General features: G+C 51.6%; 19 protein-coding genes and 1 CRISPR repeat array. Of the genes, 14 read left to right on the top strand and 5 right to left on the bottom strand.

Going from position 1 to position 25,909, the window contains the following annotated elements; translation table 11 throughout:
- Positions 1 to 13 precede the first annotated feature (13 nt).
- Positions 14 to 193, top strand: a complete 180-nt coding sequence (locus ACNRUY_RS08770) for a PIN domain-containing protein (RefSeq protein ID WP_488111274.1) — start codon at positions 14 to 16, stop codon at positions 191 to 193.
- Positions 194 to 241: 48 nt separating this feature from the next.
- On the opposite strand, the gene ACNRUY_RS08765 is transcribed toward ACNRUY_RS08770, so the two are convergent.
- Entirely contained in the window at positions 242 to 1,264 is a 1,023-nt protein-coding gene (locus ACNRUY_RS08765; protein WP_488111273.1) for a DUF1853 family protein, read from the bottom strand.
- A 166-nt stretch (positions 1,265 to 1,430) separates the two neighbouring features.
- Here ACNRUY_RS08765 and ACNRUY_RS08760 point away from each other — a divergent pair, with 166 nt between their 5' ends.
- The 11 genes from ACNRUY_RS08760 (at position 1,431) to ACNRUY_RS08710 (ending at position 17,633) form a co-directional block, all read left to right on the top strand.
- Positions 1,431 to 2,315, top strand: a complete 885-nt coding sequence (locus tag ACNRUY_RS08760; RefSeq protein WP_488111272.1) for an NAD(+) kinase — start codon at positions 1,431 to 1,433, stop codon at positions 2,313 to 2,315.
- A 29-nt stretch (positions 2,316 to 2,344) separates the two neighbouring features.
- On the top strand, positions 2,345 to 3,286 hold the full coding sequence (locus tag ACNRUY_RS08755) for a rhomboid family intramembrane serine protease (RefSeq protein WP_488111271.1): 942 nt from the start codon (positions 2,345 to 2,347) through the stop codon (positions 3,284 to 3,286).
- A gap of 42 nt (positions 3,287 to 3,328) precedes the next feature.
- Complete coding sequence (locus ACNRUY_RS08750) at positions 3,329 to 3,583, top strand: YeaC family protein (RefSeq protein ID WP_488111270.1); 255 nt, start codon at positions 3,329 to 3,331, stop codon at positions 3,581 to 3,583.
- Positions 3,584 to 3,850: 267 nt separating this feature from the next.
- Positions 3,851 to 4,714: a DUF2797 domain-containing protein gene (locus tag ACNRUY_RS08745; RefSeq protein ID WP_488111294.1), complete on the top strand. Its 864-nt coding sequence runs from the start codon at positions 3,851 to 3,853 to the stop codon at positions 4,712 to 4,714.
- Positions 4,715 to 4,733: 19 nt separating this feature from the next.
- Positions 4,734 to 7,379 carry an aminopeptidase N gene (pepN, locus tag ACNRUY_RS08740; protein ID WP_488111269.1) on the top strand — a complete coding sequence of 882 codons (2,646 nt, stop codon included), beginning with the start codon at positions 4,734 to 4,736 and terminating at the stop codon, positions 7,377 to 7,379.
- 302 nt (positions 7,380 to 7,681) lie between these two features.
- Complete coding sequence (locus tag ACNRUY_RS08735) at positions 7,682 to 9,724, top strand: DUF1302 domain-containing protein (protein WP_488111268.1); 2,043 nt, start codon at positions 7,682 to 7,684, stop codon at positions 9,722 to 9,724.
- A gap of 10 nt (positions 9,725 to 9,734) precedes the next feature.
- Positions 9,735 to 11,204, top strand: coding sequence for a DUF1329 domain-containing protein (locus ACNRUY_RS08730; RefSeq protein WP_488111267.1), 1,470 nt, complete (start codon positions 9,735 to 9,737; stop codon positions 11,202 to 11,204).
- A 274-nt stretch (positions 11,205 to 11,478) separates the two neighbouring features.
- Complete coding sequence (locus ACNRUY_RS08725) at positions 11,479 to 13,029, top strand: hypothetical protein (RefSeq protein WP_488111266.1); 1,551 nt, start codon at positions 11,479 to 11,481, stop codon at positions 13,027 to 13,029.
- Between the two features lie 180 nt (positions 13,030 to 13,209).
- Positions 13,210 to 14,277, top strand: a complete 1,068-nt coding sequence (locus ACNRUY_RS08720) for a YCF48-related protein (RefSeq protein WP_488111265.1) — start codon at positions 13,210 to 13,212, stop codon at positions 14,275 to 14,277.
- Between the two features lie 170 nt (positions 14,278 to 14,447).
- Positions 14,448 to 16,823: an efflux RND transporter permease subunit gene (locus ACNRUY_RS08715; protein WP_488111264.1), complete on the top strand. Its 2,376-nt coding sequence runs from the start codon at positions 14,448 to 14,450 to the stop codon at positions 16,821 to 16,823.
- Positions 16,824 to 16,931: 108 nt separating this feature from the next.
- On the top strand, positions 16,932 to 17,633 hold the full coding sequence (locus ACNRUY_RS08710; RefSeq protein WP_488111263.1) for a DsbA family protein: 702 nt from the start codon (positions 16,932 to 16,934) through the stop codon (positions 17,631 to 17,633).
- Between the two features lie 51 nt (positions 17,634 to 17,684).
- On the opposite strand, the gene ACNRUY_RS08705 is transcribed toward ACNRUY_RS08710, so the two are convergent.
- Positions 17,685 to 19,127, bottom strand: coding sequence for a serine/threonine-protein kinase (locus tag ACNRUY_RS08705; protein ID WP_488111293.1), 1,443 nt, complete (start codon positions 19,125 to 19,127; stop codon positions 17,685 to 17,687).
- Between the two features lie 265 nt (positions 19,128 to 19,392).
- Here ACNRUY_RS08705 and ACNRUY_RS08700 point away from each other — a divergent pair, with 265 nt between their 5' ends.
- Positions 19,393 to 21,330 carry a DNA topoisomerase III gene (locus ACNRUY_RS08700; RefSeq protein ID WP_488111262.1) on the top strand — a complete coding sequence of 646 codons (1,938 nt, stop codon included), beginning with the start codon at positions 19,393 to 19,395 and terminating at the stop codon, positions 21,328 to 21,330.
- Between the two features lie 62 nt (positions 21,331 to 21,392).
- A CRISPR array of direct repeats spans positions 21,393 to 23,039; the repeat unit is 28 nt; unit sequence TTTCTAAGCTGCCTGTGCGGCAGTGAAC.
- Positions 23,040 to 23,168: 129 nt separating this feature from the next.
- Here ACNRUY_RS08700 and cas6f read toward each other — a convergent pair.
- The 3 genes from cas6f to csy2 are packed head-to-tail and all read right to left on the bottom strand — an operon-like array spanning position 23,169 to position 25,709.
- Positions 23,169 to 23,753, bottom strand: a complete 585-nt coding sequence (gene cas6f, locus ACNRUY_RS08695) for a type I-F CRISPR-associated endoribonuclease Cas6/Csy4 (protein ID WP_488111261.1) — start codon at positions 23,751 to 23,753, stop codon at positions 23,169 to 23,171.
- A gap of 8 nt (positions 23,754 to 23,761) precedes the next feature.
- Positions 23,762 to 24,787, bottom strand: a complete 1,026-nt coding sequence (csy3, locus tag ACNRUY_RS08690) for a type I-F CRISPR-associated protein Csy3 (protein WP_488111260.1) — start codon at positions 24,785 to 24,787, stop codon at positions 23,762 to 23,764.
- Between the two features lie 25 nt (positions 24,788 to 24,812).
- On the bottom strand, positions 24,813 to 25,709 hold the full coding sequence (gene csy2, locus ACNRUY_RS08685) for a type I-F CRISPR-associated protein Csy2 (RefSeq protein WP_488111292.1): 897 nt from the start codon (positions 25,707 to 25,709) through the stop codon (positions 24,813 to 24,815).
- A gap of 65 nt (positions 25,710 to 25,774) precedes the next feature.
- Between csy2 and ACNRUY_RS08680 the strand changes: the two genes are divergently transcribed.
- On the top strand, positions 25,775 to 25,909 hold a 135-nt coding region (locus ACNRUY_RS08680), incomplete at its 3' end, for a transposase (RefSeq protein ID WP_488111291.1).

Below are 25,909 nucleotides of genomic sequence, written 5' to 3'. Positions count from 1 at the left end.
GGATTGACTACCGATGGTAATTAAGTTCGCCAACCACTTTCGTGCTCTGCGCAAGAAAGGGATCATTGTCCGAAAGACAAACGACGTGATTATCGCTTCGTTTTGTATCGAGCACAAAATGGGGTTGCTGTACACGGACAGGGACTTTAAACCGTTTTCCGACCACCTGGGTTTGAAATCGGCACTGGCGTGAAGCACATAGCTGTCCTGATGTAAGCAGCAGCACAACAATGCTCAACTCTCAGGAAGAATCATTAGCCAGTTTTACAGCCTGTTCGGGCCAGGGGTCAGGAACGATAAACAGGTGGGCTGAAGTATTGCCCGGAAACGGATTGATCAGCAGGGGCTGGCTGGCCTCCTGTAGTTGGTGATGCAATGTCTCAGGGCTTATCCGGGAGGCGGTGGGCTGGTGGGTCAGCCATTGGGGTTTGGGCAGTATCTGAAATGTCCTGGTTTCCGGCTGCGACAGAAGCCATGGGGTAAACTGGCTGGTGGTCAGCCAGAAGCCTTTTAAGTGCTCCGGGTTGCTGTGAATGGGCGTCGCAGCGTGTTTTGTAAAAGAGGCCGTTTTGCCGGAAGTGATCCATAAACTCTGAAGCCCGTCTCCCGGGTGCAGATCATTGTCGGGGGCCAGCAAGGGGTAAAATAAACGTCCCTGAATCAGTATTTCTTTCTCAGGAAGGGCTTTAATGCCCATGGAATTCAACTGCTGCTGGCTTTCCGGGTGATCACTCAGGTTGATCTGGTGATGGATCAACCGGTTCAGTTTTCTGTCCAGACGATCCCGAAGCCCAGGCCCAACCCAGTGATGCCAGGGGCTTTCCAGGTGACGTTGAAGGCCGGTGAGAGCCGATGGCAGCCCCAGGTAGAACTTAACGGCCAACTCCCGGTGAAAGACCCTGCACTGGCAGCGGTAGATCAGATCAAACTCTCCCAGCGTTCGGCCTTGTGAAGGGGCTTGATGTTCAATGGAGGCCGTTTCTGCCGAAAGCGTTTTTTTCTGATGGGCTCTTACCTGCAGATTATGGGCCAGCAGCTCACAGCCGGGGTACTGTTCCAGTAGCCATTGCCAGAGGGTTTCATAATAGATGCCCAGTAATGGATTGTTCCGTTGCTGAATGCGCTCTGCCAGCCTGCTGATCATACCATCATGCCCAGTAAGGGGAGGAAGGCCACAGGGCATTGGACTGTCCGTCATCCACACAGAAGCGGCCCGGCTAAACAGCGTCGGGCTGGTTTGTATCCATTCCAGACTTTGACGCAAATCCTGAGGCTGGAAGGGACGTATCGTTTTCGGTGTGCTACTGGATGAAGTGTGGTTCATTACTGGCGTATACTATTCCTCTGGGAGCCTGTCGGGCTTATGCTCGACAGTATAAGCCTGACAGGCTCCTCTCCCATACTAAAGCGAAAGTGACATCACTGGGTTTATGGAACAATTTAACATCGTTGGAGTGACCGGTCGCCAGGGACGAGTCCAGGTAGTGGACACCCTGAAACACCTGGTGAGTTTCCTGCAGGGGCGGGGCATCAGTGTGCTGCTGGACCAGAGCATTTCGGATTTATTGCCGGGGCATGGTTTGCCGGTCTGCAGCCGGGATGAAATGGGGCAGAGATGCGATCTGGCCATCGTGGTCGGTGGTGATGGCAGTATGCTTGGAGCTGCCAGAACTCTGGCCGCTTATGATATTCCGGTGATTGGCATCAACCGGGGGCGGCTTGGCTTTTTGACGGATGTTTCCCCCGATGAGCTGGAAGACCAGCTGGCGGAAGTACTTGAAGGCCGCTATCTGACGGAAAGCCGCTTCCTGCTGGAGGCCAGAGTCCGCCGTAAGGGCAAAGTGATTGGCCAGGGGGATGCCCTGAATGATGTGGTGCTCCACCCAGGCAAGTCCACCCGTATTATTGAGTTTGAACTGTATATTGATGGTCAGTTTGTCTATCAGCAGCGGGCGGATGGCCTGATCATTGCCACGCCCACCGGTTCCACGGCCTATGCATTGTCAGGCGGCGGGCCGATCATGCACCCCAGGCTGGATGCCATTGTGTTGGTGCCCATGTACCCCCATATGCTGACCAACCGGCCTCTGGTGGTGGATGGCGAAAGTGAGCTGAAACTGGTGATCCGGGAGGAAAATACCATTTACCCCCAGGTCAGTTGCGACGGCCAGATTCACATTACCTCCGCGCCGGGGGATGAGATTACCATACACAAAAAGGCGGACCGGCTGAAACTGCTGCACCCGCTGAACCATAATTTCTATGAGTCCTGCCGTTCCAAGCTGCGCTGGAACTATCAGGAGGATCGCTGTTAAACCCGCTATTGGTCAATCAGGATCAATCAGTGGACAGGCAATACTTAACCGATTCAAGAGAGACAGATAACACCATGCACAGGGCACTGGAGATTCCCGGAGATAAGGACTTAAGCGATCTTTCCTATTTTCTGTACAGCCAGGGGGTCCCCCACAAGGTGACGGAAGAGTCTGGAAATCTGGTGATATGGACGGGTAATGCCGAACAGGCTGAGCTGATTGAGACGGTTTACCAGCAATGGTGCTCCGGCCAGCTCCAGTTACAGCAGGCACCTCCCCGCAGAGGCGTGGACCCCGCCGGTGCCCTGAAGGGGATTCCCTGGCGGCAAATGCCTGTAACGGTTCTGTTGATGCTGGTGTGTCTGGTGGTGGCCGGCGTAACCCGGCTGGGAACTCACTGGGAAACCATCGGCTGGCTTTCTTTTATCCCCTTTGAACTGTCCGGGCAGTATATCTATTTTGGCAGTTTTGCCATGGGGATGGACCAGGGGCAGTACTGGCGGATATTGAGCCCGATTTTTCTTCATTTTGGTTTTGCTCATCTGTCGTTCAATATGCTGGCCCTTTATATTTTTGGCAGCCGTCTGGAAAGTCGCCAGGGTGGTTTCCACCTTCTGGGTATTGTGCTTTTCTCCGGGCTTCTGTCGAACTTTGCCCAATACTTCTGGGGTGGGCAAGAGGCGCTTTTCGGAGGGTTTTCCGGAGTGGTTTATGGCCTGATGGGGTACTGCATGGTTCGAGAAAAAGTCGATCGCTCCTGGCAGTTTGGTCTTCCGCCCATGTATTACGGCGTTATGTTGATCTGGCTGGTGGTGGGTTATACCGGTGTACTGGGAACCATCGGGTTTGGGAATATGGCCAATGCAGCCCATACTGGCGGGCTGGTGGCCGGTTGTCTGTTGGGGGCCGTTGCCGGAATCATGTTCAGGCAGGATTCCGCCAGGGCGAATAACCATAAAGAACAAGAATGAAGAACAGCCATTCAGAACAGGAATGAAGGACAAGAGCAACCCATGCAGTTAGAAGCATTTCTTGACAATATGACGCCCGCCATTCATCAGGCATTGAGGCAATCTCTGGAGCTGGGTAAATGGCCTGATGGTCGGAAGATGACCGAAGAGGAGCGGGATGCGAGTTTGCAGGCCATTATCGTCTATGAGCACGAGCATCTCCCGGAAAATCAGCGGATCGGTTATATGCCCCAGAGCTGCCAGTCAGGCAAGGCTGAAAAAACCGAAGAAACTATTTTGCGGTTTAAGGATGCCTGATTTCTGTTTTCTAATACCCAATGAATTTGAGGTTGCTACGCGGCGGCAAGTGAGCGAAGCTCCAGGAGCTTAGATTAACTAAGTGACTGGCGTGAGCGAACGCAGCCAACAAAGTAGCAACTTCAAAGGCGACGGGTATACAAACCCCGTTCACGCTTCTGGCGTGTGGTTATGCCAGGGTGAACTTCTCAGATAATGACTGAGAGCCGATGACAAGTGCAGAGAGGGAAAGTGTCCGAAAATACGATCACGGGTAGCCTGAGTAAAATGAAGGTCGGGTTGCTGCCGGGCTCAGGCCCGGATAAAGCGGTAGATTATCAGCTACCTGTTGGTGAGCAGTTGCTCCCTTTGAATGAATTGATTGGCCGCCGGCTAACCCTGGAGTATCTGGGCGCGATTCATTGCTGTCACTGTGGACGTAAAACAAAAAAAAGTTTCAGTCAGGGGTATTGCTACCCCTGTTTCCGGAAGTTGCCACAGTGCGACAGCTGTATTATGAGTCCGGAAAAGTGCCATTATCACCAAGGCACCTGTCGTGATGCCCAGTGGGGCGAGCAGTTTTGCATGACCGATCATGTGGTGTATCTGGCCAATTCTTCAGGGCTGAAGGTGGGCATTACCAGGGCTACCCAGATTCCCACACGCTGGATTGATCAGGGGGCCAGCCAGGCCATGCCGATAATCCGGGTGGCTACCCGTCAGCAGTCGGGGCTGCTGGAAGTGCTGTTCAAGGAGTTTATCAATGACCGCACCAACTGGCGGGCCATGTTGAAAGGGCCCGCAGAGCCTCTGGATCTGCAGAAAATGGCAGGGGAACTGGTGGGCATGAACGCTTCAAGAATTGCAGCACTGCAGGATGAATACGGATTGCAGGCCATTCAGCCTCTGGTAGGCGACGCTTTTAGTGCTGCTTCTGATGAAGGGAAGGGGGCCGACAGCCTGCCAGAGGTTTTATCCTTATCCTATCCGGTGGACACGTACCCTGTTAAAGTCACTTCTCAATCGTTTGATAAAAAACCGGTGATTGAGGGTACCCTTCAGGGGATCAAGGGGCAGTACCTGATCCTGGATACCGGAGTGTTGAACATCCGCAAACACACGTCTTACCAGGTGAGTGTCAGCGTTAATTGAGGGAAGAAGGTTTTCACCCATGAAAGATGCACAGCCAAAAGCGATTTATCTGAAGGATTACCGGGCGCCGGACTACTGGATCGACAACACCGATCTGACGTTTGACCTGTACGAAGACCATGCCATGGTGACGTCAGTGCTGTCGTTTCGTTTGAACGACGCCCTGAAAGACAGCCGGAAAGCCGGTGAATGTCCGGATCTGGTGCTGGTAGGTAATGACCTTGAACTCCAGTCTGTGGCCATAGACGGGGAAGCCTGTCAGGACTACCGGCAGGGCGCGGACAGCCTGACGGTACCGGTCAGCAAACCGGAGTTTGTGTTGACGGTGGTTAATCGGATCAAACCCCAGGAAAACACGTCACTGGAAGGGCTTTATAAATCCAACGGCATGTTCTGCACCCAATGTGAGGCCGAGGGTTTCCGCAAGATCACCTACTACCTGGATCGTCCGGATGTTATGTCCCGGTTCACCACCCGGGTGATTGCTGATAAAACCTTATATCCGGTGCTGCTGGCCAACGGTAACGATATTGACCGTGGGGAGCAGCCTGATGGACGTCACTGGGTGACCTGGGAAGACCCCTTTAAAAAGCCCAGTTACCTGTTTGCCCTGGTGGCGGGAGACCTCCAGTTTGTGGAAGACAGGTTCACCACAATGAGTGGCCGGGAGGTGACACTGAGGATCTTTACCGAGGCTCACAATATTGATCAGTGTGACCATGCCATGGTGTCCCTGAAAAAATCCATGAAATGGGATGAAGAGGTCTATGGGCGTGAATACGACCTGGACATCTTTATGATCGTTGCCGTGGATCACTTCAACATGGGGGCCATGGAAAACAAGGGGTTGAATATCTTTAACTCCGCCTGTGTTCTGGCCAGCCCGGAAACCGCTACGGATGCCCGCTTCCAGAGAGTGGAAGCCATTGTCGCCCATGAATATTTCCATAACTGGTCCGGTAACCGGGTGACCTGCCGGGACTGGTTCCAGTTGAGCCTCAAGGAAGGGTTTACGGTTTTCCGGGATTCCGAGTTTTCCGCGGATATGAACTCCCGTGGCGTCAAGCGAATTGAAGACGTAGATGTGCTTCGTACCGCCCAGTTTGCCGAAGATGCCGGACCCATGGCACACCCGGTACGTCCAGAGTCGTTTATTGAAATCTCCAATTTCTACACGGTCACCATTTATGAAAAAGGGGCTGAAGTTATCCGGATGATGCATGGACTGCTGGGGGCTGAATCCTTCCGGAAAGGATCGGATCTCTATTTCCAGCGCCATGATGGCCAGGCGGTGACCTGTGAGGATTTTGTCAGGGCCATGGAGGATGCTTCCGGTAAAGACCTGACCCAGTTCCGTCGCTGGTACAGCCAGGCGGGGACACCGGTACTGAACGTTACCGACCATTACGATGAACAGAGCAAGGTGTATGAGCTGATCATTGAGCAATCCTGCCCTGCCACGCCGGGCCAGAAGGAAAAGGAACCTTTCCATATCCCCGTTCGCATTGGTCTGCTGGATGCCGAAGGTTTTGATATGGCCCTGAACGGGGCCGGTGACACCGAGCAGGTGCTGGATGTTAAACAGGCCAGGGAGGTTTATCGCTTTGACAATATGGAGGAGCGGCCGCTTCCTTCCCTTTTGAGAGGCTTTTCGGCCCCGGTGCGGGTGAAATACGACTATTCCCGGGACGACCTGGTCTTCCTGGCGCAATACGACAGTGATCCTTTTAATCGCTGGGATGCCTGCCAGAGGCTGGCCAGTGGGGTTATTGATGAAATGGTGGCCGGACTGGAACAGGGCCGTGAAGTTCAGCCGGACCAGAGTCTGATCCGGGCCTATGGCGCCGTGATTGCGGATGAGGGGCTTGAGCTTGCCGTCAAGGCTGAAATGCTGGCTCTGCCCAGTGAAGCTTCCCTTGCCGAGCAGGCTGTGGAGGTGTATCCGCAGTTTATCCATCAGGCCCGCAAGCAGGTGAAGAAGGCCATTGCTGAAGCTCACCGGGAGGCGCTGGAGAGTATCTGGCGATCCCTGTCGGTGGACAAGCCTTATCGCCCGGAAGCAGAAGACATTGCCGAAAGAACCCTGAAAAATACCTGCCTGGGTTATCTGACGGCACTGGATGATGAAGCGGCCCTGGTTCTGGCTGAGCAGCAGTACCATCAGGCGGGGAATATGACCGATCGGTTTGCGGCCCTGGCCAGTGTGGTCAATGCCTCTCATCATGTGCCGTCCAGGGTGGATGCAGTGCTTGAGGATTTCCTGAACCGCTACCGTGAGGACACCAATGTGGTGGATCAGTGGTTAAGTGTTCAGGCTTCCAGCCCTGTGCTTGGGACACTGATGCATGTTCGTTCCCTGATGGAGCATGACCTGTTTGATGCATCCAGCCCCAACAAGCTGCGTTCGGTGCTGGGGGCGTTTGCCATGAATAACATGAGTCACTTCCACGATGAGCAGGGACAGGGCTATGATTTCCTGGCTGACCAGGTGATTGAGCTGGACCGGAAAAACCCCCAGATTGCTTCCCGGCTGATGACGCCACTGACCCGCTGGAGAAAGTTTGAGCCGGGCAGTCGCGAGCGGATGCGCAAGGCGCTGGAGCGCATCAAGTCCACTCCGGATCTCTCCTCTGATGTCTATGAGGTGGTGACCAAAAGCTTATAACAAGGCTGCTGCGAAACCTGCAAACCCTCTCTCCCGTGCTTCAGCCCTACGGGCCCAAGCATGGGAGCCTAAGCACTTTCTTTTCCCCCGAGTATTGGATCAACCGGTTAATTTTCAACCGGTTGATTTCTTTCATTGAATATTGGAACCTGTTATCTGCACCGTGCGTTCTCGAGCGAAACGGGTTGTTCTGAAACTATTTTCTTTATCGTTGTAGCTGTAGCCGTAAAAGCCTTACAGCGGGGGAGTCCGCGAAGACGGATAACCGCTTTATCGTTTAAAAAAGCAAGGAAGCTGCACTTATGAAGACTGCCCCACCGCCCCGGCCTTTGTGGCCGACCCTTTCCATTGCCTGTGCCCTTTTCGTCAGCCTGCCGCTGGCCGGTGCCGAGTTTGAGTCAGACAGTGGCGATATCAGTGGCTCCCTGGACACGACGCTTTCCTATGGCGCAATGTGGCGGGTTGAAAGCCGGGATGATGCGATTTATCGCGGTGATACTTCCCCCACCCATGATGATGTTAACACCAATGATGGTAACCGGGCCTTTGATAAAGGGCTGGTTTCCCAGGTGTTTAAATTGACCGCCGAACTGGAAGTGAATGTTCGGGATCAATATGGGCTCTATGTTCGCGGCAATGCTTTTTATGACACGGTGTTGATGGACAGGGGGAACCATTGGGCCAGTGCAAATCAGTCTTCTGTTAATGGCGGATATCCGGATCAGGCAGGCACCTATCCCTATGGCAATGGGTGGGCGGACTCGGTGCTCAATGGTCAGGGAAAGGAGGCAGAAATTCTCGATGCCTATGTGTTCGCTGAAGCCACTGTGGGTGATATGCCGGTGGATATCCGGTTGGGAAAGCAGGTGATCAACTGGGGGGAAGGCCTGTTTTACCGGGATGGCATTAATACCGTCAACGCCCTGGATGGAGCCAGCTTTGTACTGCCGGGGGCTGAAATCAAGGATCTGCTGATTCCCCAGGCGGCCCTGTCTTTCAATGTGGGGGTGACCGATAATCTGTCCATGTCTGTCTATTACCAGTTTGACTGGGAGGCGACGGTTACGCCGGGACGAGGCACGTTTTTCAGTAATAATGATCTGTTTACCGACGGTGCCACAGCGGGCTATAACGAAATTCCGGACTCCCTGGAACTGGTCAGTTCCCTATACGCTCTGGGCAATGGTGGCGCAGGTTATTACGGGGATATGGGGATCGTCACTGCCGGAGACTACCTCAAGGTGGCGGATACCTCCGGGTCTGAAGGTGCTGGGGATAATGGACAGTGGGGGTTCAGTTTCAAATACCTGGCGGAATCCCTGAATGATACCGAATTTGGTTTTTATTTTGTCAATTACAACTCCCATACCCCCTATATTGAGGCTCAGCTGGACCGTTCAACCATTGCTGATGGCATGGCGTTGGCTGGGAGTAAGCAAACAGAGCTGGCCAATGCGCTGGGACAGACCGTTCCGGGAGTCGGGGTAACCCTGGAGCAGTTGCTCTCTTCTCAGGGGGCTTGTAGCGATACTGCAACCTGTACCCAGTATCTGGTAGGTCAGTCTGCCGGGGCTTATGTCCTCTCCAATGGCGTATCGGCCTACCGGGTCTACCCCGAAGACATTCAGATGTTCGGGGTGAGTTTTAATACGGCGGTGGGTCACACCTCCATTGGTGGTGAGCTGGCCTTTCGCCCCAATGCGCCGATCTGGATTGATCACCCCAATGATCTGATTGACGGATTGAATCAGAATATGGGGAGCATTGTTCAGGGTCAGGACTGTTTCTCAAACCTTTCCCAGGCTCAACCCGGTGATGTGTATTGTCTGAGTGGTGGGGCCTATAAGAACTACCGTGAAGTACGGTTGTGGACGGGTTCACTGGTGTTTATTCATAACTTCGGGCCAGGGTTTGGCCTGGATGGCCTCTATGGCATCCTGTCACCGGCATTTGAATACCTGGATGGACTTGATCAATACGACAATTACGCATCAACCGCCTCCGGGGCTTGGGGAGAGAGCTTCCAGAGTAACTACCGGCCGGAGTCGGACCGGCTGGATCAACTCAGCTGGGGCTATACCGCAGTGGCATCCGGTGAAATCAACGATGCTTTTGCAGGCATCAATCTCAATCCGGTGGTCAGCTTCCGTCAGGATGTCAGGGGTAACTCAAGAACTACCGGTAACTTCCTGGAAGGTAGAAACGCCATTACCTTTGCCCTGAATGCGGTTTATCTCAACCGGATTGAGGGAGGTTTGTCGTATACCAGTTTCTTTGGCGCCGAGCGCACCAATAAAAATGCAGACAGGGATAATGTTGCATTTACCATCAAATACTCATTCTGAGGGTGCGGTCATGAAGGGATTCGATTTAGTACATTCAAAGACGGGGCAGTGGCGCTTTTTTTGTAGAAGCGATCGTGGACACTATTGTGTCAGCCACCGTGAAAACGCTTTGTCTATTGCTCTGGGCATTGTGATGACCGCCCTGGCATTGTCGTTAATGGCATCTCCGTTAATGGCGGCGGTTTCCGGGCAACAGGCCAGCCGTCTTGGCAAGGATCTGACGCCCATAGGGGCAGAAAAAGCCGGTAATGCCGAAGGCACGATTCCAGAATGGACCGGAGGGGTCAAGAAGACAGAGATTCCTGAAGGGTATATCAGTGGGCAGCACTACATAGATCCCTTCCCCGGGGATAAGCCTCTGTTTCTGATTACCCGGGAAAATCTGGATAAACACCGTGACAAACTGACTCCTGGGCAGGTGGCACTGTTTGAGCGGTATGATACCTTTGCCATGCCTGTCTATCGTTCCCGGAGAACCGCAAGGCAGCCACAGCGAATTTATGATAATACCCGCAAAGCGGCTGTGAACGCGCGGTTACTGGATGGTGGAAACGGTTTTTCCGGAGCTTACGATGCCTATCCGTTTCCCATGCCTGCCAATGGCCTTGAGGCACTGTGGAATCACATTGTCCGGTATCGGGGGGAATATGTCATTCGGGAGGCTTCAGAAGTTGCCGTGCAACGTAATGGGGATTACACCCTGGTAACCTCCCGGCAGGAGGCTTTATTCAATTACAACCTTCCGGAAGGTTCAGAAAAAACGCTCGATAACGTTATTTTTTATTTTCTGTCGTTTACCAAGTCTCCGGCCAGGCTGGCAGGAGGGGCGGTGCTGGTGCATGAGACTCTGGACCAGATCAGGCAGCCCCGGATGGGCTGGGGATACAATGCTGGCCAGCGCCGGGTCAGAAGGGCTCCCAACCTGGCCTATGATACGCCCATAGCGGCGGCTGACGGGTTGCGGACTGCGGATGACACAGACTTGTACAATGGCGCCCCGGATCGGTACAGCTGGAAGCTGCTGGGGAAAAAAGAGATTTATATTCCCTATCACAATTACCGGCTGATCTCTCCGGAACTCAGTTATGATGACCTGCTGGGTGTCGGTCATATCAAACCGGAACATACCCGTTATGAGCTGCACAGGGTCTGGGTGGTTGAAGGTACGCTCAAGCCCGGCAAAAGGCATATCTACTCCAAACGGGTACTGTATCTGGATGAGGACAGCTGGGGGGCAGCTGTCGTGGATCAGTACGATGGACGGGGTGAGTTGTGGCGGGTCAGTATGGCATATCTGATCAACTGCTATGACCGGCCTACAGTCTGGACGGGACTGGACGTTTATCATGATCTCAGGGCCGGGCGCTATCACGTTCAGGGCCTAGCCAACGAGGCCCGGGAGTTTATTCAATTTGACCAGGCCATTCCCGGAGGAAATTATTTCAAGCCTTCCGCTTTGAGACGCCGTGGCAGGCGATGATGCATTCCGGGTGGAAAGATTTTTAAATAATAATCTATTGCCCCGCTACGCTAGGAGGGGCAATACTGTCTTTATACACGACATTAGACTCTGCTTCATGTTTCCCTAAGTGGCCCAATAGTTGTGATTTAAAGCAGTGCATGTGTTGAAATTAAAAATCGAGTTTTTAATCCGAAATCTCCTGGTTTTCTCTCAGTTTTAAATTACATTGAGTGAGTTGAATTTTAATTATCCCTCTTTTTTAGGTCGATGGTTTTGTTAAGGGGTTGAAGTAATGAACTTTTTTGTTCGTCTCCTTTGTTGTTGGTTGGTGTTTTTTATTTCTGAAAGTGGGTATGCAAGTTTTGATACTGATCCTGATGGAGAAATTTCCGGGTTTAACCGGATTGTTGTTTTTGGCGGAGCAAGTCATGACAATGGCAATATGTATAGGCTTTCTGCAGAGCTTCAGGGTTTTTTAAAGCCCGAAACAATTAGAAGAGCATACTCTTATAATATTCAGGATTGGTTACCTGGTTGGGTTGATGCATTGCCTGCATTTATAGTGACAGCGATTACTCATTATTGTTCATTTGGTGCAACATTTTCTCTTAAGTCAAAGATCGTTGATTCAGCTGTATTTTTCACGACTTCGTTGTGCAGTCGATATTTTAATGTTGGTGAAATGGTAACACATTTTGTTGAAAAGCCGGCTTCCGGATGGCTTTCGCGTTTATCGGTGGTTCAAGAAATGCCATTTATCCCCCCTGCTGCTATTTATGGAAAAGATGGACGATCAACCAATGGGCATGAAGTGGCTGTTGAAAAACTTGCTCTCCTGTTAGGGATTGATCCAGGAGAAAAAGAACATTTTGTTAATTATGCTTTCACTGGAAGCCATATTTCAAAAAGAGCGTCTAAGCAGCATAAAAGTGATTTGCTGTATCTTATGCCTCACATTTTGCCGGTTGATGGTAATTTATTTAACATGTTTCAAAGAATGATTGATGGGGATGGGGATAAGGATGAGGATGGTACTTTTGTCAATCTTTCTAATGTTGCTGATAAAATCTGGTTGGATTTTACCAGAAAAGGCATACCGCCCAGTTTGCCTGTTCAAGTGGATATGTATCTGGAAGATTATGCAGAGGCATCTGAAAAGGTAGATGATAGAAAGCCCAGTCTCTATATTCTGGGATACCAGGGTAATAACCTTGTAGACCATGATGATCAGCAAGAGAACCTGGGAGGGATCATTGCTGAGCAGATTGAGAAACTCTTTGATCAAGCAGGTGCAAGGCATTTCTTATTGTTGGAAAGTAATCTGCACCAGACACCCGCAGGAAGAAAGGTGAATGGGCTTGAGTTACGTGTAGAACAGTTTAATCGTAGTCTTGAAAAGTCGGTATCAGACCTGAAAAAGAGAAAAGGCAATAGAATGAAAATAACTTTCTATGGGGGCAAGGATTTCTTTGAACATATGCTTCCGGAAAGTATGGATAAAAATGAACCCTGTCTCAAGGTTTCGGTTGAGAGTGATGTTAGTATGGATAATTATCGGCGTATCATCATTCCTCAGAAAACGGCAGAACGAGTTAAATCGCTGGAAGAGAAAGTGCATGGTGTTGCATATGAAGTGATCAGTGATAGCTCTGTTCTCGCTCACCAGTACTATCTGTTAAGAAGAGGGGCTGAAGGAAAATTGTATCAATGCACCAGTGGGGGCAAATTTGCTTTTTATGATGACTTTTCTTTCTCGGATAGAGCCCAGGATTATCTGAGTTTACATGGCTGTATTCGTCTATCAGAAAATGGGTATCCAGTGACATGTCCAAAAGGACTATAGGCGGTTATATATTTTGATCGGGTGTCTTTAGAAGATTACTTGCGTTACGAATAGGTTGAATAGCGAGCAGATTATATAACAGGAATGTGTAGGGCTGATTAAAAATGTCTTTCTTCGGTTTGCTCTGTTTGTTTATAATCGTGGGCATTAAAAACAAGAATAGAAGACAAGGGGAGTCGTATGCCTCTATCCTCTGGTGTCACAGGAGGGGGTCACTCTGGCAGTGATCCGATCAGTATGGGCATTTCCAGAAAGCCTGGGCTGCGCAATATTTTCTTTAAGAGAATGAGGGCATTTCTGGTAGCCCTGTCTTGCCTCTCTCTGGCTGGAGCTCTGCAGGCTGCCGGCTTGCCGCTGGATCGTCCTGCGGTCAAATCCTCCAAGGCTGCTCACAGCCTGCTGCTGGATATTACCCGTGCTGACAGTGGCCAGAGGCTGGTCTCTGTCGGGGACCGGGGCCATATTGTGTTCTCCGATGACAATGGCAAAACCTGGCGTCAGGCCAGTGTTCCCACCATGCAGATGCTGACCGCCGTGGATTTTCCATCGGAAACGGTTGGCTATGCGGTTGGCCACGATGCCATTGTATTGAAATCCCGGGATGGGGGCGAAACCTGGAGCCAGGTTTTTGTGGACAGGGAGGCTGCCCTGCCGCTCCTGGACGTGTGGTTTGCCAATGAACGCCACGGTTATGCGGTAGGGGCTTATGGCTATATCATCGAAACCCTGGATGGTGGGAGCAGCTGGAAACCCGTTGACGGTCGCATCGCCAATGATGAGGAGTTTCATTACAACGCTATCCATGACGATGGTCGTGGCTATCTCTATCTGGCCGGGGAAGCCGGAATTCTGTTCCGTTCCATGGATCAGGGGAAAACCTGGAGCACTTTGAGCAGCCCTTATGAAGGCTCCTGGTTTGGCATCAACCGCAGCCGCGATGGTGGTATCCTGGTCCATGGCCTGAGAGGCAACATTTACAAAAGCTCAGACCAGGGTGAAACCTGGAAGCCCCTTGCTTCAGGCACGGACCAGACCTTATTTGGCTCCGCTCAGTTATCCGATGGGCGGACGGTACTGGTAGGGAATTCAGGCTCTATGCTGACCGGCGACAGTCGTCGCTGGACCCTGTCACACCGGTCTGACCGTAACGCCCTGAGTGCTCTGGCTCCCAGCAGTGATGGTAACCTGGTGGTGGTGGGCCAGGGAGGAGCCTACCGGATGACCCCGGATGGTAAGGCACTGGAATAAACCCGATAGCAAAGCTTCTGGAAGCTGTTTGACCGCTTTATGACAACGGAGCACTGAGGATGATGGAGAAAAAAACCGTATTTTCAGCGTTCAGTTGCACAGGACCTGTAAACTCATCCGCTGATGAGGGCATCGGTCACCATAAGAATAAGAATCTGGAATAGCCCGTTATGTCGTCTTTTAATCACTCTTCTTACCACAAGCGCAGTGAACCGGTGATGGAGCGGATGATTTTCAATAATCGCCTCCTGGTTTGCCTGTTTTTTCTGGTGGTATCGCTGTTTCTGACCTGGAAACTGTTGACCGGACTGAAGGTGGACGCCAGTTTTCAGAAAATGGTGCCCCTGGAGCACCCCTTTATCCAGAATATGCTTCGCCATATGAAAGAGGGAGGAAGTTCGGGTAACACAATCAGGATCGCGGTAGCGGCAAAAGAGGGAGACATTTTTTCTGCTGAGTACATGGAGCTGTTAAAGCAGATTAATGATGAGGTTTTCTATCTTCCTGGTGTTGACCGCGCCAATATGAAGTCGCTCTGGACGCCAACGGTTCGGTGGTTGGAAGTGACTGAAGAGGGGTTTTCCGGAGGGCCGGTGATTCCGGAGTACTACAACGGAAACCGGGAAAGTCTTGAGCAACTCAGGGATAATATTCTGAAGTCCGGACAGGTGGGGCAGGTTATCGCCAATGATTTCCGTTCCAGTATTGTCAGTGCGCCGTTGTTTGAGGTCAATCCGGAAACCGGCGATAACCTGGATTACCGGGAGCTGTCCGACCAGCTGGAGGAACTTCGCAGCAAGTATTCGGAAAAAGGCGTCGATGTTCACATTGTTGGGATAGCTAAAGTCTTTGGTGACCTGTTTGAGGGTGTCAAAGCCATTGTCTACTTCTTTATTATTGCCCTGGGTGTGACCAGCCTGCTGTTATTTCTTTATTCCCGTTGCCTGAAAAGTACCATTATACCCCTGCTTACTTCTGTGACGGCTGTAGTGTGGCAAATGGGGCTGCTGGCCTCTCTGGGTTACGGGCTTGACCTTTATTCGGTGCTGGTTCCTTTTCTGGTATTTGCCATTGGCGTCAGTCATGGTGTCCAGATCATTAACAGTATTGGTGTGGAAACGGCCCAGGGCGCTGATGCCGTAACCGCTGCACGCCGGACGTTCCGTACGTTGTATATTCCCGGTATGGTTGCCCTGGTTTCTGACGCCATAGGCTTCCTGACCTTGCTGGTGATTGATATCCAGGTCATTCAGGATCTGGCCATTACTGCCAGTGTCGGGGTGGCCACCATTATCCTCACTAACCTGGTGCTGTTGCCTGTGTTGATGTCATTCACCCGGGTCAGTGGGCGGGCGGTAGAGTATTCCCGGAAAAGCCAGAAAGAAGAAGCCCGGATCTGGAAGGTGGTGGCCAGGCTGGCCGGTCCCAAAGCAATGCCGGTATCTCTCTCCCTTGCCCTGCTGGCTTTTGGTGGTGGGTTATATATGGCCTCAGACCTCAAGATTGGCGATCTTGACCCCGGTGCTCCGGAGTTTCATCCGGACTCCCGCTACAACAGGGATAACCTGTTTATCAACAGTAATTACTCCACCAGTGCCGATCTGTTTATTACCTATGCTGAGACCTATCCGGAAGGTTGCACCACTTATCCGGTGATGAATGCTATCGACCGTTATATGTGGCATATGGAAAATGTACCCGGGGTTCAGTCTGCGCTCTCAATGGTTACCGTTTCCAAGCAGGTGATCAAGGGTTTGAATGAAGGGAATATGAAGTGGCAGACTCTGTCGCGTAATCCCTATGTCTTGAACAGTTCCGTGGCCAGTGCCGCTGGACTGTTCAGCTCGGATTGTTCCAGTGCACCGGTGATTCTTTTCCTGGATGACCACAAGGCTGAGACCCTCCAGAGGGTGGTTAACGCGACCCGTGATTTTGCTGCGGTGAATAACAGCGAGGATGTGAAGTTTGTTATGGCCAGTGGTAATTCCGGTGTGGAAGCGGCCACCAATGAAGTAATTGAGCAGGCTCAGAACAAGATGCTGTTCTGGGTGTATACGGTAGTGAGCATTCTGTGTCTGCTGACATTCCGGTCCATAAAGGCGGTGCTTTGTATCATCATTCCTCTCGGGTTGACTTCCGTGCTTTGTCAGGCACTGATGGCTTACCTGGGAATAGGGGTGAAAGTGGCGACTCTGCCGGTGATTGCCCTGGGCGTGGGAATCGGCGTGGACTATGGCATTTATATCTACAGCCGCATGGAAAGTTTCCTGAAGCAGGGGATGTCCCTGGAAGAAGCGTACTACTCAACCCTTAAAATCACCGGTAAAGCCGTTACCTTTACCGGTGTAACCCTGGCCATTGGTGTGGGTACCTGGATCTTCTCACCTCTGAAATTCCAGGCGGACATGGGGATTTTGCTGACCTTTATGTTCATCTGGAATATGATCGGTGCGATCTGGCTGTTGCCGGCACTGGCACGGCTGCTGCTGGGCCGTGAAGCTTCCGGCCGGGATCTCAACAGTGGGGCCCCGGCTCCGTCCGTATAATGACGCCTGCCGGTTGTTCATGGTATAAATACTTATTCACTTGAAAGTCGGCGGTCGCCGACTTTCTCTATTGAACTCACTGGCTCTTGTGCTTTCGGAGAATATTGCATGGATGCAGTCGCCTGTTCAGACGACACTCTCTCATCAGACTCGTCAGAAATGCCTGTTGCAACGTTGATCTATGTTCATGACCCCATGTGCAGCTGGTGCTGGGGATTTTCTCCCACCTGGTATGAGATTCGGGAAACGCTTCAGCGCCGCTACCCCTCTGACCGACTCTCTTTTCAGTATGTTGCCGGTGGGCTGGCGCCGGACTCCACGGTTCCCATGTCCAGTGAGATGGTGGATAGCATCAGTGGTATCTGGAAAACCATTGAGCAGAAACTGGGTACCCGGTTTAACCATGATTTCTGGAAACGGAATACACCCCGCCGTTCTACCTATCCAGCCTGTCGGGCTGTCATTACCGCGAGGGAACTGGGGGGAGAGGCCAAAGAAATCGCCATGATCGGTGCTATCCAGCAGGCTTATTACCTCAAGGCGGAAAACCCTTCCAACCTGGCAACCTTGGTGGACTGTGCCAGCCGAATCGGGCTGGATAAACACCGTTTCGAGCTGATGGTTCAGTCTCCTGAGTGCGACGCCCTGCTTCAGCATGAGATCGGGTTTTCACGACAGCTGTTCAGTGAAGTGGGAGGCAGGGGCTTTCCAAGCCTGTTTCTGGAAGTGGACGGGCAATACCAGGAGGTGCCTTTCAGTTATACGGAAGCTTCGGTGACGGTTGATTTTCTCATTGATCTATTGAGTTAATCAGGGTGCACCAAGAATGTCCAGCTGAGTGTTTAGGGCCATTCAAGGGGCTTAATCCAGGTCATCAAGTTCTGAGTCACTATTCAGTTTTTCAAGGCACTCGTTCAAGCGTTCACAGGTTTTTTCAGGGCTTAAGCGTCGTGAAGGGTTTTGATCCAGTAAGGTGATAATAACATTGAGCAGGCCACTGTCATCATTTTCAAAAACCGGGAAGTGACGTTCAATATATTCTTTTTTTGACCCTCTACTTCGGCGTGAAAACCATAAGGTTCTGGTAAGGGATTCTTCTTTTTTTTCAGGAGGGCTATTGTGTACCCCTTCAGAACTTAAACAATCCAACGGACAGTCAGTGGCCAACTCAAAAAGAAGCGAGCCCAAACTCCACATGTCGGCCGCTTTGCCATGAGATGATCTCGTATAGAGTTCCGGCGCTACATAACAGGGCGTGCCACAACTGGTCATCGTTTTTTGTTCCTCGTCAAGCAACTTGCTTAAGCCAAAGTCAATCAGTTTTGGGGTCATGGTTTGATCGATTACAATGTTTTCTGATTTGATGTCACGGTGAATTATGTTCATTGAATGGAGGTGGCCGATGGCACTGGCCATGGGTATACCCAGCTTTATGGCAGTACAAACCCCAGTGGGATAATATTCTTTGATCTTCATCGCCAGGGCATTTCCATCTTCGGCTTTTTTGGTGACATTAAAAATATCCATACCATTGACGAATTCACTGACCACGGCATCCATTTGATAAAGGTGCCTCTGGTCGACAGGGATATCATCAGGTGAGCTTATGGCTAAAAAATCACCCTCTTGTTTGTGGGATACAACCAGATAGTGCAGCTTTGCTATGTTAGGGTGATCAATATTCAATAACCCGATTACTTCACCTTTGTATAAGCTGAGCCACTCGGGCTGTTCATAATTTTCAATTATTTTTACGGCATAGACCTCACCTTTTTCATCAATCCATCGGTTGACATTGCCCAATGTGCCTTTCTCAATTGCACCCTCAGGCACAGGATGGAGCTGAAGGCACTGTGTAATAGCTTGTTCGATCTGTGACTGACTTTTTGGAGCAACCGGAATATCCAAGGCCAGCTTGAGCTTTTGTTTTTGTGAATCCAAAGATGCAGGCGGTTTGCTCTGGGGGGGCTCTGCTGTTTCCACTGAGGGAGCATTTAGAGTGGATGGAGTTTCAGAAATGGCTTGCTCTCTGAATGGGGCTGGTTCTGATACTGGCTCCACTTCAGGCTCCGGAGCGGGCTTGATGGTAAAATAATCAAGGGTTTTCCCCAGTCCCCAACCGGCAGCTGACCCCGTTATTCCTCCAGCAATGGTTGACTTAACAGAGCCCTTGCAGGCGCCAACCAGGATGCCACAGAAAGTACCTGCCAGCGTGGTTACGGTCACTGTGTCATAGCCAGATGGCTTTCCTTCTGGTCTTGGCGTAGAAGGGGGTGATGCAGATACTCCTGTTGTGGCTGGCATAATCAAGCGGTCTCCGGTTAAAAATGGGTTTGGGCATTGAAAGCCCCGGACTGAAATAAAGTAATGAACCGAATGTCTGCTTTGACCAACAGGCCGGTTAGTAGGGGTGACATTATTAACCGTGTGGCTTAAGTGTTGGTTTTTTCCCCGGATTCCATAATAATACTGTATAAATAATCAGTTTTAATGCCCTGTATCTGTCCCCTGATGAAACCTTGGGCATACTGATCCGGAGAACTTTCGACGTTTATGGAAACCATCCATCATGCGATTGATCATCGCTGAGAAACCCAGCCTGGGGCGGGCCATTGCCGATGTGCTGAAAAAGCCGCTGAAAAAGCACGAGGGCTATATTGAGGCGGCTTCGGGCGATGTGGTGACCTGGTGCATAGGCCACCTCCTGGAGCAAGAGGAGCCCGATGCCTATGACCCGGCTTATAAAAAGTGGCAACTGGACCATCTGCCTATTCTTCCTCAACAGTGGCTGCTTCGACCCCGTAAAGGGGGGCGGGCTCAGCTGGGTGTTATCCGTAAACTGCTCAAGCGGGCGGATATCATTGTTCATGCCGGTGACCCGGACCGGGAAGGGCAGTTGCTGGTGGATGAGGTGCTGGATTACCTGAAGTTGTCCGCCACCCGTCGCAGGGAGGTAAGGCGGCTGCTGGTGAATGACCTTAATCCGGCTGCGGTTCGCCAGTCCCTGGAACGCCTTCGTTCCAATCAGGAATTTGTCCCTCTGGCAGTATCGGCCCTGGCCCGCTCAAGAGCCGACTGGTTGTACGGAATTAACCTGACCCGTGCCTGTACGTTGCTGGGGAGGAAAGTGGGGCATAATGGTCTGCTCTCTGTGGGACGGGTGCAAACCCCGATTCTTGGGCTGGTGGCCCGGCGGGATGAAGACATAGAGCACTTTCAGCCCAAGCCCTATTTTGAAGTGTTTGCGGTGCTGTTCACCGATCAGGGGGAGTGTTTCCGGGCCAAATGGCAGCCCAGCGAGGCTTGTCAGCCCTGGATGGACGACGAAGGTCGGGTGCTTGACCACCGCCTTGCCCAGAATGTCGTGGACCGCATTACCGGAAAGACCGGCCAGGTGATCCGTGTTGACGATAAAAAGGGCAGGGAGCCACCGCCTCTGCCCTATTCACTGTCGGTATTGCAGATTGATGCCGCCCGGCAGTTGCGACTGGATGCCAGTAAAGTGCTGGACAGCTGTCAGCGTCTTTACGAGCGGAAATTGATTACCTACCCCCGTTCCGATTGCCGTTATCTGCCGGAAGAGCACTTTGGCCAGGCGCCGGAAATACTGGCGACGATCCGGAATAACTGTTTCTCCCTGGCAAAGGCGGTGGATCAGGCGTTGCCAGAGCGCCGGAGCAAAGCCTGGAATGATGGCAAGGTAGGCGCTCACCATGCCATTATTCCCACGGCCTGTAGAGCTGACCTTGACCGGCTCGCGGACATCGATCGGAAGGTGTATGAGCTGATTGCCAGGCAATACCTTGTTCAGTTTTATCCCGATCACACCTTTCGCAAGCGCACAGTGGAGGTGGAGATTGAAAAAGGAGTGTTCAGGGCCAGTACCCGTCAGGCTGTGGAGGAAGGCTGGAAGGCCGTTATCCATCAGAAAAAAGAGAAGCCTTCCGGTCAGGAAGAGGAAACCGGCTTTCTGCCGGAACTGAAAAAAGGGGATGAGCTGGAGTGTCGCGAGGCCGAGTTGAAAGACAAGCAGACCCAGCCCCCGAAACCCTTTACCGATGCCACCCTGTTATCCGCCATGACCGGCATAGCCCGGTTTGTTAAAGACCCGGAGATACGCAAGGTGTTGCGCGAGACCGATGGCCTCGGCACCGAGGCGACCCGGGCCGGCATTATCGAGCTGTTATTTACCCGGAAGTTTCTGGCTCGCAAGGGACGCTCTATTCATGCCACGGCGACGGGGCGGGCCCTGATTCGTGCGCTGCCGGAAAAAGTCGGCACTCCGGATATGACGGCCCGGTGGGAATCTTCCCTGAATGACATTGTGGAAAAGAAGGGGAGTTATGCCGGTTTTATGGGAGGACTGGATCAGGAACTCCGGCAGCTTCTCAATCAGGCCATGACCGACGGGTTACCGGCGGTTGCCGGTCTGCCCTCAGCGGAGAGGGCCGGAACACGCCGGAGGCCGAAAAAAACGGCCCGGAAAAAAAGACGGGCCTCCCCGTAAGCGGGTGGCTCTATGACCCTGGGTGGCTTTTCCCCGTTAAATCCATTCCATAAGGCGGTCCTTTTCTAAGCTGCCTGTGCGGCGGTGAACCAAGACAAGGGTTGCCCCGCTACTGCTTTGCATTTCTAAGCTGCCTGTGCGGCGGTGAACCGTAACAGTAGACTGTCTTGTGCCAGCTTCATTTCTAAGCTGCCTGTGCGGCAGTGAACACAAACACGCAGGTGACAATAATCTTTGCAATTTTCTAAGCTGCCTGTGCGGCAGTGAACTGGCCGCTTTGAGCAACAACCCAAATCTCCGTTTTCTAAGCTGCCTGTGCGGCAGTGAACTGCAGGCCTCACGCCATGCACTGCCTGTTTCATTTCTAAGCTGCCTGTGCGGCAGTGAACCTGACCGTCATCAACACGGGGTCGGGGGAATTTTTCTAAGCTGCCTGTGCGGCAGTGAACTTAGCAGAGGAAGCCGAACGGGACGGGGAAATTTTCTAAGCTGCCTGTGCGGCAGTGAACTGATGTTCAGCACAAAAACAGACCAGCCGCGATTTCTAAGCTGCCTGTGCGGCAGTGAACGAAATGGGTACCGTTCGACTTTTGCTGTTTTTTTTCTAAGCTGCCTGTGCGGCAGTGAACGTCACACTGGTTCCCCTGGTCAGCTGGGTACATTTCTAAGCTGCCTGTGCGGCAGTGAACGGCTGCTCTTGGAAGGACGTCGTCAAGATCTTTTTCTAAGCTGCCTGTGCGGCAGTGAACGGAAAATCTGGACGATGAAATAGCAACGTTCTTTTCTAAGCTGCCTGTGCGGCAGTGAACCAACAACAAGGTGAACCTTGAATGGTTCTGTCTTTCTAAGCTGCCTGTGCGGCGGTGAACGGCCGGGAAACGGGCGAACGCATATACAGGATTTTCTAAGCTGCCTGTGCGGCGGTGAACCTCATTACCCGGATTGAAAAAACAGAGTTGGTTTTCTAAGCTGCCTGTGCGGCAGTGAACTCTATGTTTTTATCTATAGCCTTTCTCGTTTTTTTCTAAGCTGCCTGTGCGGCAGTGAACATAATTTCCATCTCAACACCTTATTAATTTCGTTTCTAAGCTGCCTGTGCGGCAGTGAACGGCTTCTTTGCGAAAAAACTCGCATTCTTTCATTTCTAAGCTGCCTGTGCGGCAGTGAACCCGATAACCAGCTTGGCTTTACCTTGACCAGTTTTCTAAGCTGCCTGTGCGGCAGTGAACTATAACTTTCAGTGTCGTTCTCATCTTCAGGTTTTCTAAGCTGCCTGTGCGGCAGTGAACTTTTATCTCCATTTTTTGCATAATAACTGCCTTTTCTAAGCTGCCTGTGCGGCAGTGAACCGGTAGAATCGCCAGAATTGTTTTGTTCAGTTTTTCTAAGCTGCCTGTGCGGCAGTGAACAAAAAAAGCCGGGATAACCCCGGCTGGACTTTTTTCTAAGCTGCCTGTGCGGCAGTGAACAATGACAACCTGAAGCAGTCACTGGCCTTTGTTTTCTAAGCTGCCTGTGCGGCAGTGAACCCGGTATTCAGCCACCGTCCGCCATGATTTCATTTCTAAGCTGCCTGTGCGGCAGTGAACGCCGAACCGTTCCACGGGTTTCTTCGGTGATGTTTCTAAGCTGCCTGTGCGGCAGTGAACGCAGTCGCCCCACCGTAGACAGATGGCTTAACTTTCTAAGCTGCCTGTGCGGCAGTGAACTGAAGAGTAACAGGCTACCCCCCAGATATGACGCTATCTACCGAAAAACAATGGCCATCAACCAATGTTTTTCGGTGTTCTGTTAACGCATTGATTTTATTTGTATTTTTAAAGAGCGAGAAAAAAGGGTTAAAAATGGGGGAGCCAGGCTTTCCTTGCTAAACCGTAGCATGAAAAGAGCGGGTCACCGTCGTCTGGCTTTTCAGCCAGACGCTGCATAATATACAGCCGAAAACGCGCTTGCCTGCTTTGGCTATTTGTCCAGATAAAAGGTGCACGGATATATTCTGGCTGAAAACCCGTTCGTTCCTCCATGGCCTGCTCAAAGCTGATGTTATGCCGCTTTACCGCACGCCGGGCCAGGCGTTCCTGACTGGTTTTGGTATCAGGACGATAAAAACAGACATAACCGGCAATGTTGTCCGGCACCTGCCTGACTGAAGTAATATGAACGTAGTCCGCCAGCCTGTTGAGCCAACGTGCCATATCAAGCTGTTCCAGCAGTGCTTTATTGCCTGCAAATATCCTCAGCTTCCGCCCCAGCCGGTTTTTATCCCCATTAAACTCTGGAAAAGTAAGCCCAAAAAGCGATCGTCCCTCCGAATTCTTATTCTCCACCAAGGCAATATGCACCTGTTGAAACACTTTCTCCCAAAGGAAGTGATGACCAATATCGTCACCAGGCAACAGGGTGATTTCAAGATAGGCCTCCATCATCACTCCTATTTATCACTTTCGCCAAACACGCCACCACGTACCAGAACGGCCATCACATAGTGTTCATCTTCCAGGCGTTCCAGCTTTTCTCCCCTGGCCCAGCGGTCAAAGAAGGTATAAAAATCCTGTTTGGCTTTTGGGGTACGATAAGCTTTGCCCAGATTGGTGACGGCGCCATAGGGTTCAATGGCAATGGGGCCTGCTGACTCTTCAGGGTCAGTAAAATCCGGGTACCAGGTATCAATGGTGCGCAGGGCATTACCCAGTTTCTGGGAGTGCATGGCGGCTATCTCATTAACGGCATATAAAATTTTACTTTTCTCGCCTTTGCCTTTATCCAGCACTAACTCTTCACTGGGGTAGACCTCCTGAGCCCTGCCCACTTTGGCAAAGCAGGTAATATCCAGCATAAGGAAATCATCATCACTGGCCAGGGCAAGAGCGATACGATTGGCCAGGGCATTGACCTCACAGTTGTCCGCATCCATATCCCGCACAGAAAATTCCCGTGCATCAAAACGCCATTGCTGCTCAGCATCACGGTTCAATACCTTGACATGCACTTCGATGGCTTCCGCCCCAACCCGGTTGCGCCAGAGAAAGCGTCCGTTGGCGATATTCAGTGCATAGCGTCGGGCCAGTTCACGAAACTTTTCCCGTTCCAGATACTCTCTGGCAGCGGTTACATAAGTCTGTTTAAAAGCCGCATTGTTGCAGGCTGAGGGGTGGGTAATGCCACCGAGCACTTTTAAGGTAAAGTGCAATTTCAAGGTATCCTGGTCCGGCTCCAGCATACAGGCATCAACCCGTTGCAAGTTGGCTTTTTCCACTTCTGCATTCAGCTTGGCCGGATCACCCTTTACCGCAGCCTTTAACCGGTTGGAGATGGTGCCACGCACGGACTTTTCTTTGAGTTTTAATGGGCTGGTATCGGCGCGGTTATCCCACTGAGTGCCATACATATAACCATCGGAAGGCACCAGTTTTTTTTCAAATGCCAGTACGGAGGCAATGGATTCTTTTTTGGCCATTTGGGTTTCCCTCTCTTAAACGTTGTTATAAACCTGCAAATTCATCGTATGTTTCAGCAGCAACCACATCGGATTGATGGCACAGGTAAAGCTGGCCAGGCTCATCATAGTGATAACGCCACAACAGGGTTTCGACAGTTTTAAAGTGATAAGCCATTTTAAATTCACCCAGGGTCACCAGGCTCTCGGCAAACCGGTGCGGGGTATCAGGGTCTCGCTGGTTTCTGGCTGCACCAAGGTCGCTGATTCCGTGGAAGCCAGTGGCGATCGGAACAATCCATCCTGCCGGTTTATCCTGAAAGGTTTTCCGGTAGCTCCGCCAACTGACCTCGCCCTGGTCATTTTTTTCTGAGATATGGTGTACGGCCAGATAATCCAGCAGGGCATCCATGGCATCCTGCCCTTTTTCCATTGCCTCAACCATGAGTTCCCGACGTTCTATCAGCACATAGCCAGGCATCAGTTGCCGGGTCAAGCGGGCCATATCTTTTTCGTTATTCTCTTCAACCCGAACCACCCGGGGGGGTTGAAAAGTCTCAATATCGCCCCCGGCTATTTTCATCCGGCTTTGCAGGAGGTGTGTCGTATGTTGTAAAACCTCGTCCTGTATTTCCGAGTCAAACCCCGACATTTCTATTAACAGCGTTACGTCAAGATGACAGCGGGCTTCCTCAATAAAGGCCGGGCGTGCACCGGTTTTATCCAGAGGGTTACCTGTACTGATAATGGAGGCGACAAAGTCATTGGCTCCCCGGTAGGTTTGCAGATCGATATGGTGGCTGACCACGCCAGTGGCATCAAAAGAAACAGCAAGCCCTTTATGATTCAATTGCCTCTGCAGGGCATGGGTTGCCCCAAGCCAGGCAGACATGGCAGGAAAGCCAATCGTGAAAGGGCTGGACAGGGCGTTGGCGTTATGAATAGGAGTTACCCACGAATTGTGGACACCCCGCTAAGTTAGATTACAGTCTAACTGGGAGGTGTATCATGAGCCAATATAGAAACCCTGCTTATACCGAAGAGTTCCGAAAAGAAGCTGTTCGTCTGGCAGGCTTACCAGACCACAAAGCTTCTGCTGTTGCTGAACAGCTCGGTATCAGCGTACAGCAGATCTACAATTGG

It is taken from the genome of Endozoicomonas sp. Z74 (assembly GCF_057680865.1).
This window is presented reverse-complemented; position numbering and strand designations above follow the sequence as displayed.

Excerpts from the sequence above, each read along its gene's own strand:
- ACNRUY_RS08770 (WP_488111274.1), top strand. The coding sequence starts at position 14 with ATGGTAATTAAGTTCGCCAACCACTTTCGTGCTCTGCGCAAGAAAGGG.
- ACNRUY_RS08760 (WP_488111272.1), top strand. The coding sequence starts at position 1,431 with ATGGAACAATTTAACATCGTTGGAGTGACCGGTCGCCAGGGACGAGTC.
- ACNRUY_RS08750 (WP_488111270.1), top strand. The coding sequence starts at position 3,329 with ATGCAGTTAGAAGCATTTCTTGACAATATGACGCCCGCCATTCATCAG.
- ACNRUY_RS08745 (WP_488111294.1), top strand. The coding sequence starts at position 3,851 with ATGAAGGTCGGGTTGCTGCCGGGCTCAGGCCCGGATAAAGCGGTAGAT.
- pepN (WP_488111269.1), top strand. The coding sequence starts at position 4,734 with ATGAAAGATGCACAGCCAAAAGCGATTTATCTGAAGGATTACCGGGCG.
- ACNRUY_RS08735 (WP_488111268.1), top strand. The coding sequence starts at position 7,682 with ATGAAGACTGCCCCACCGCCCCGGCCTTTGTGGCCGACCCTTTCCATT.
- ACNRUY_RS08730 (WP_488111267.1), top strand. The coding sequence starts at position 9,735 with ATGAAGGGATTCGATTTAGTACATTCAAAGACGGGGCAGTGGCGCTTT.
- ACNRUY_RS08725 (WP_488111266.1), top strand. The coding sequence starts at position 11,479 with ATGAACTTTTTTGTTCGTCTCCTTTGTTGTTGGTTGGTGTTTTTTATT.
- ACNRUY_RS08720 (WP_488111265.1), top strand. The coding sequence starts at position 13,210 with ATGCCTCTATCCTCTGGTGTCACAGGAGGGGGTCACTCTGGCAGTGAT.
- ACNRUY_RS08715 (WP_488111264.1), top strand. The coding sequence starts at position 14,448 with ATGTCGTCTTTTAATCACTCTTCTTACCACAAGCGCAGTGAACCGGTG.
- ACNRUY_RS08710 (WP_488111263.1), top strand. The coding sequence starts at position 16,932 with ATGGATGCAGTCGCCTGTTCAGACGACACTCTCTCATCAGACTCGTCA.
- ACNRUY_RS08705 (WP_488111293.1), bottom strand. The coding sequence starts at position 19,127 with ATGCCAGCCACAACAGGAGTATCTGCATCACCCCCTTCTACGCCAAGA.
- ACNRUY_RS08700 (WP_488111262.1), top strand. The coding sequence starts at position 19,393 with ATGCGATTGATCATCGCTGAGAAACCCAGCCTGGGGCGGGCCATTGCC.
- cas6f (WP_488111261.1), bottom strand. The coding sequence starts at position 23,753 with ATGGAGGCCTATCTTGAAATCACCCTGTTGCCTGGTGACGATATTGGT.
- csy3 (WP_488111260.1), bottom strand. The coding sequence starts at position 24,787 with ATGGCCAAAAAAGAATCCATTGCCTCCGTACTGGCATTTGAAAAAAAA.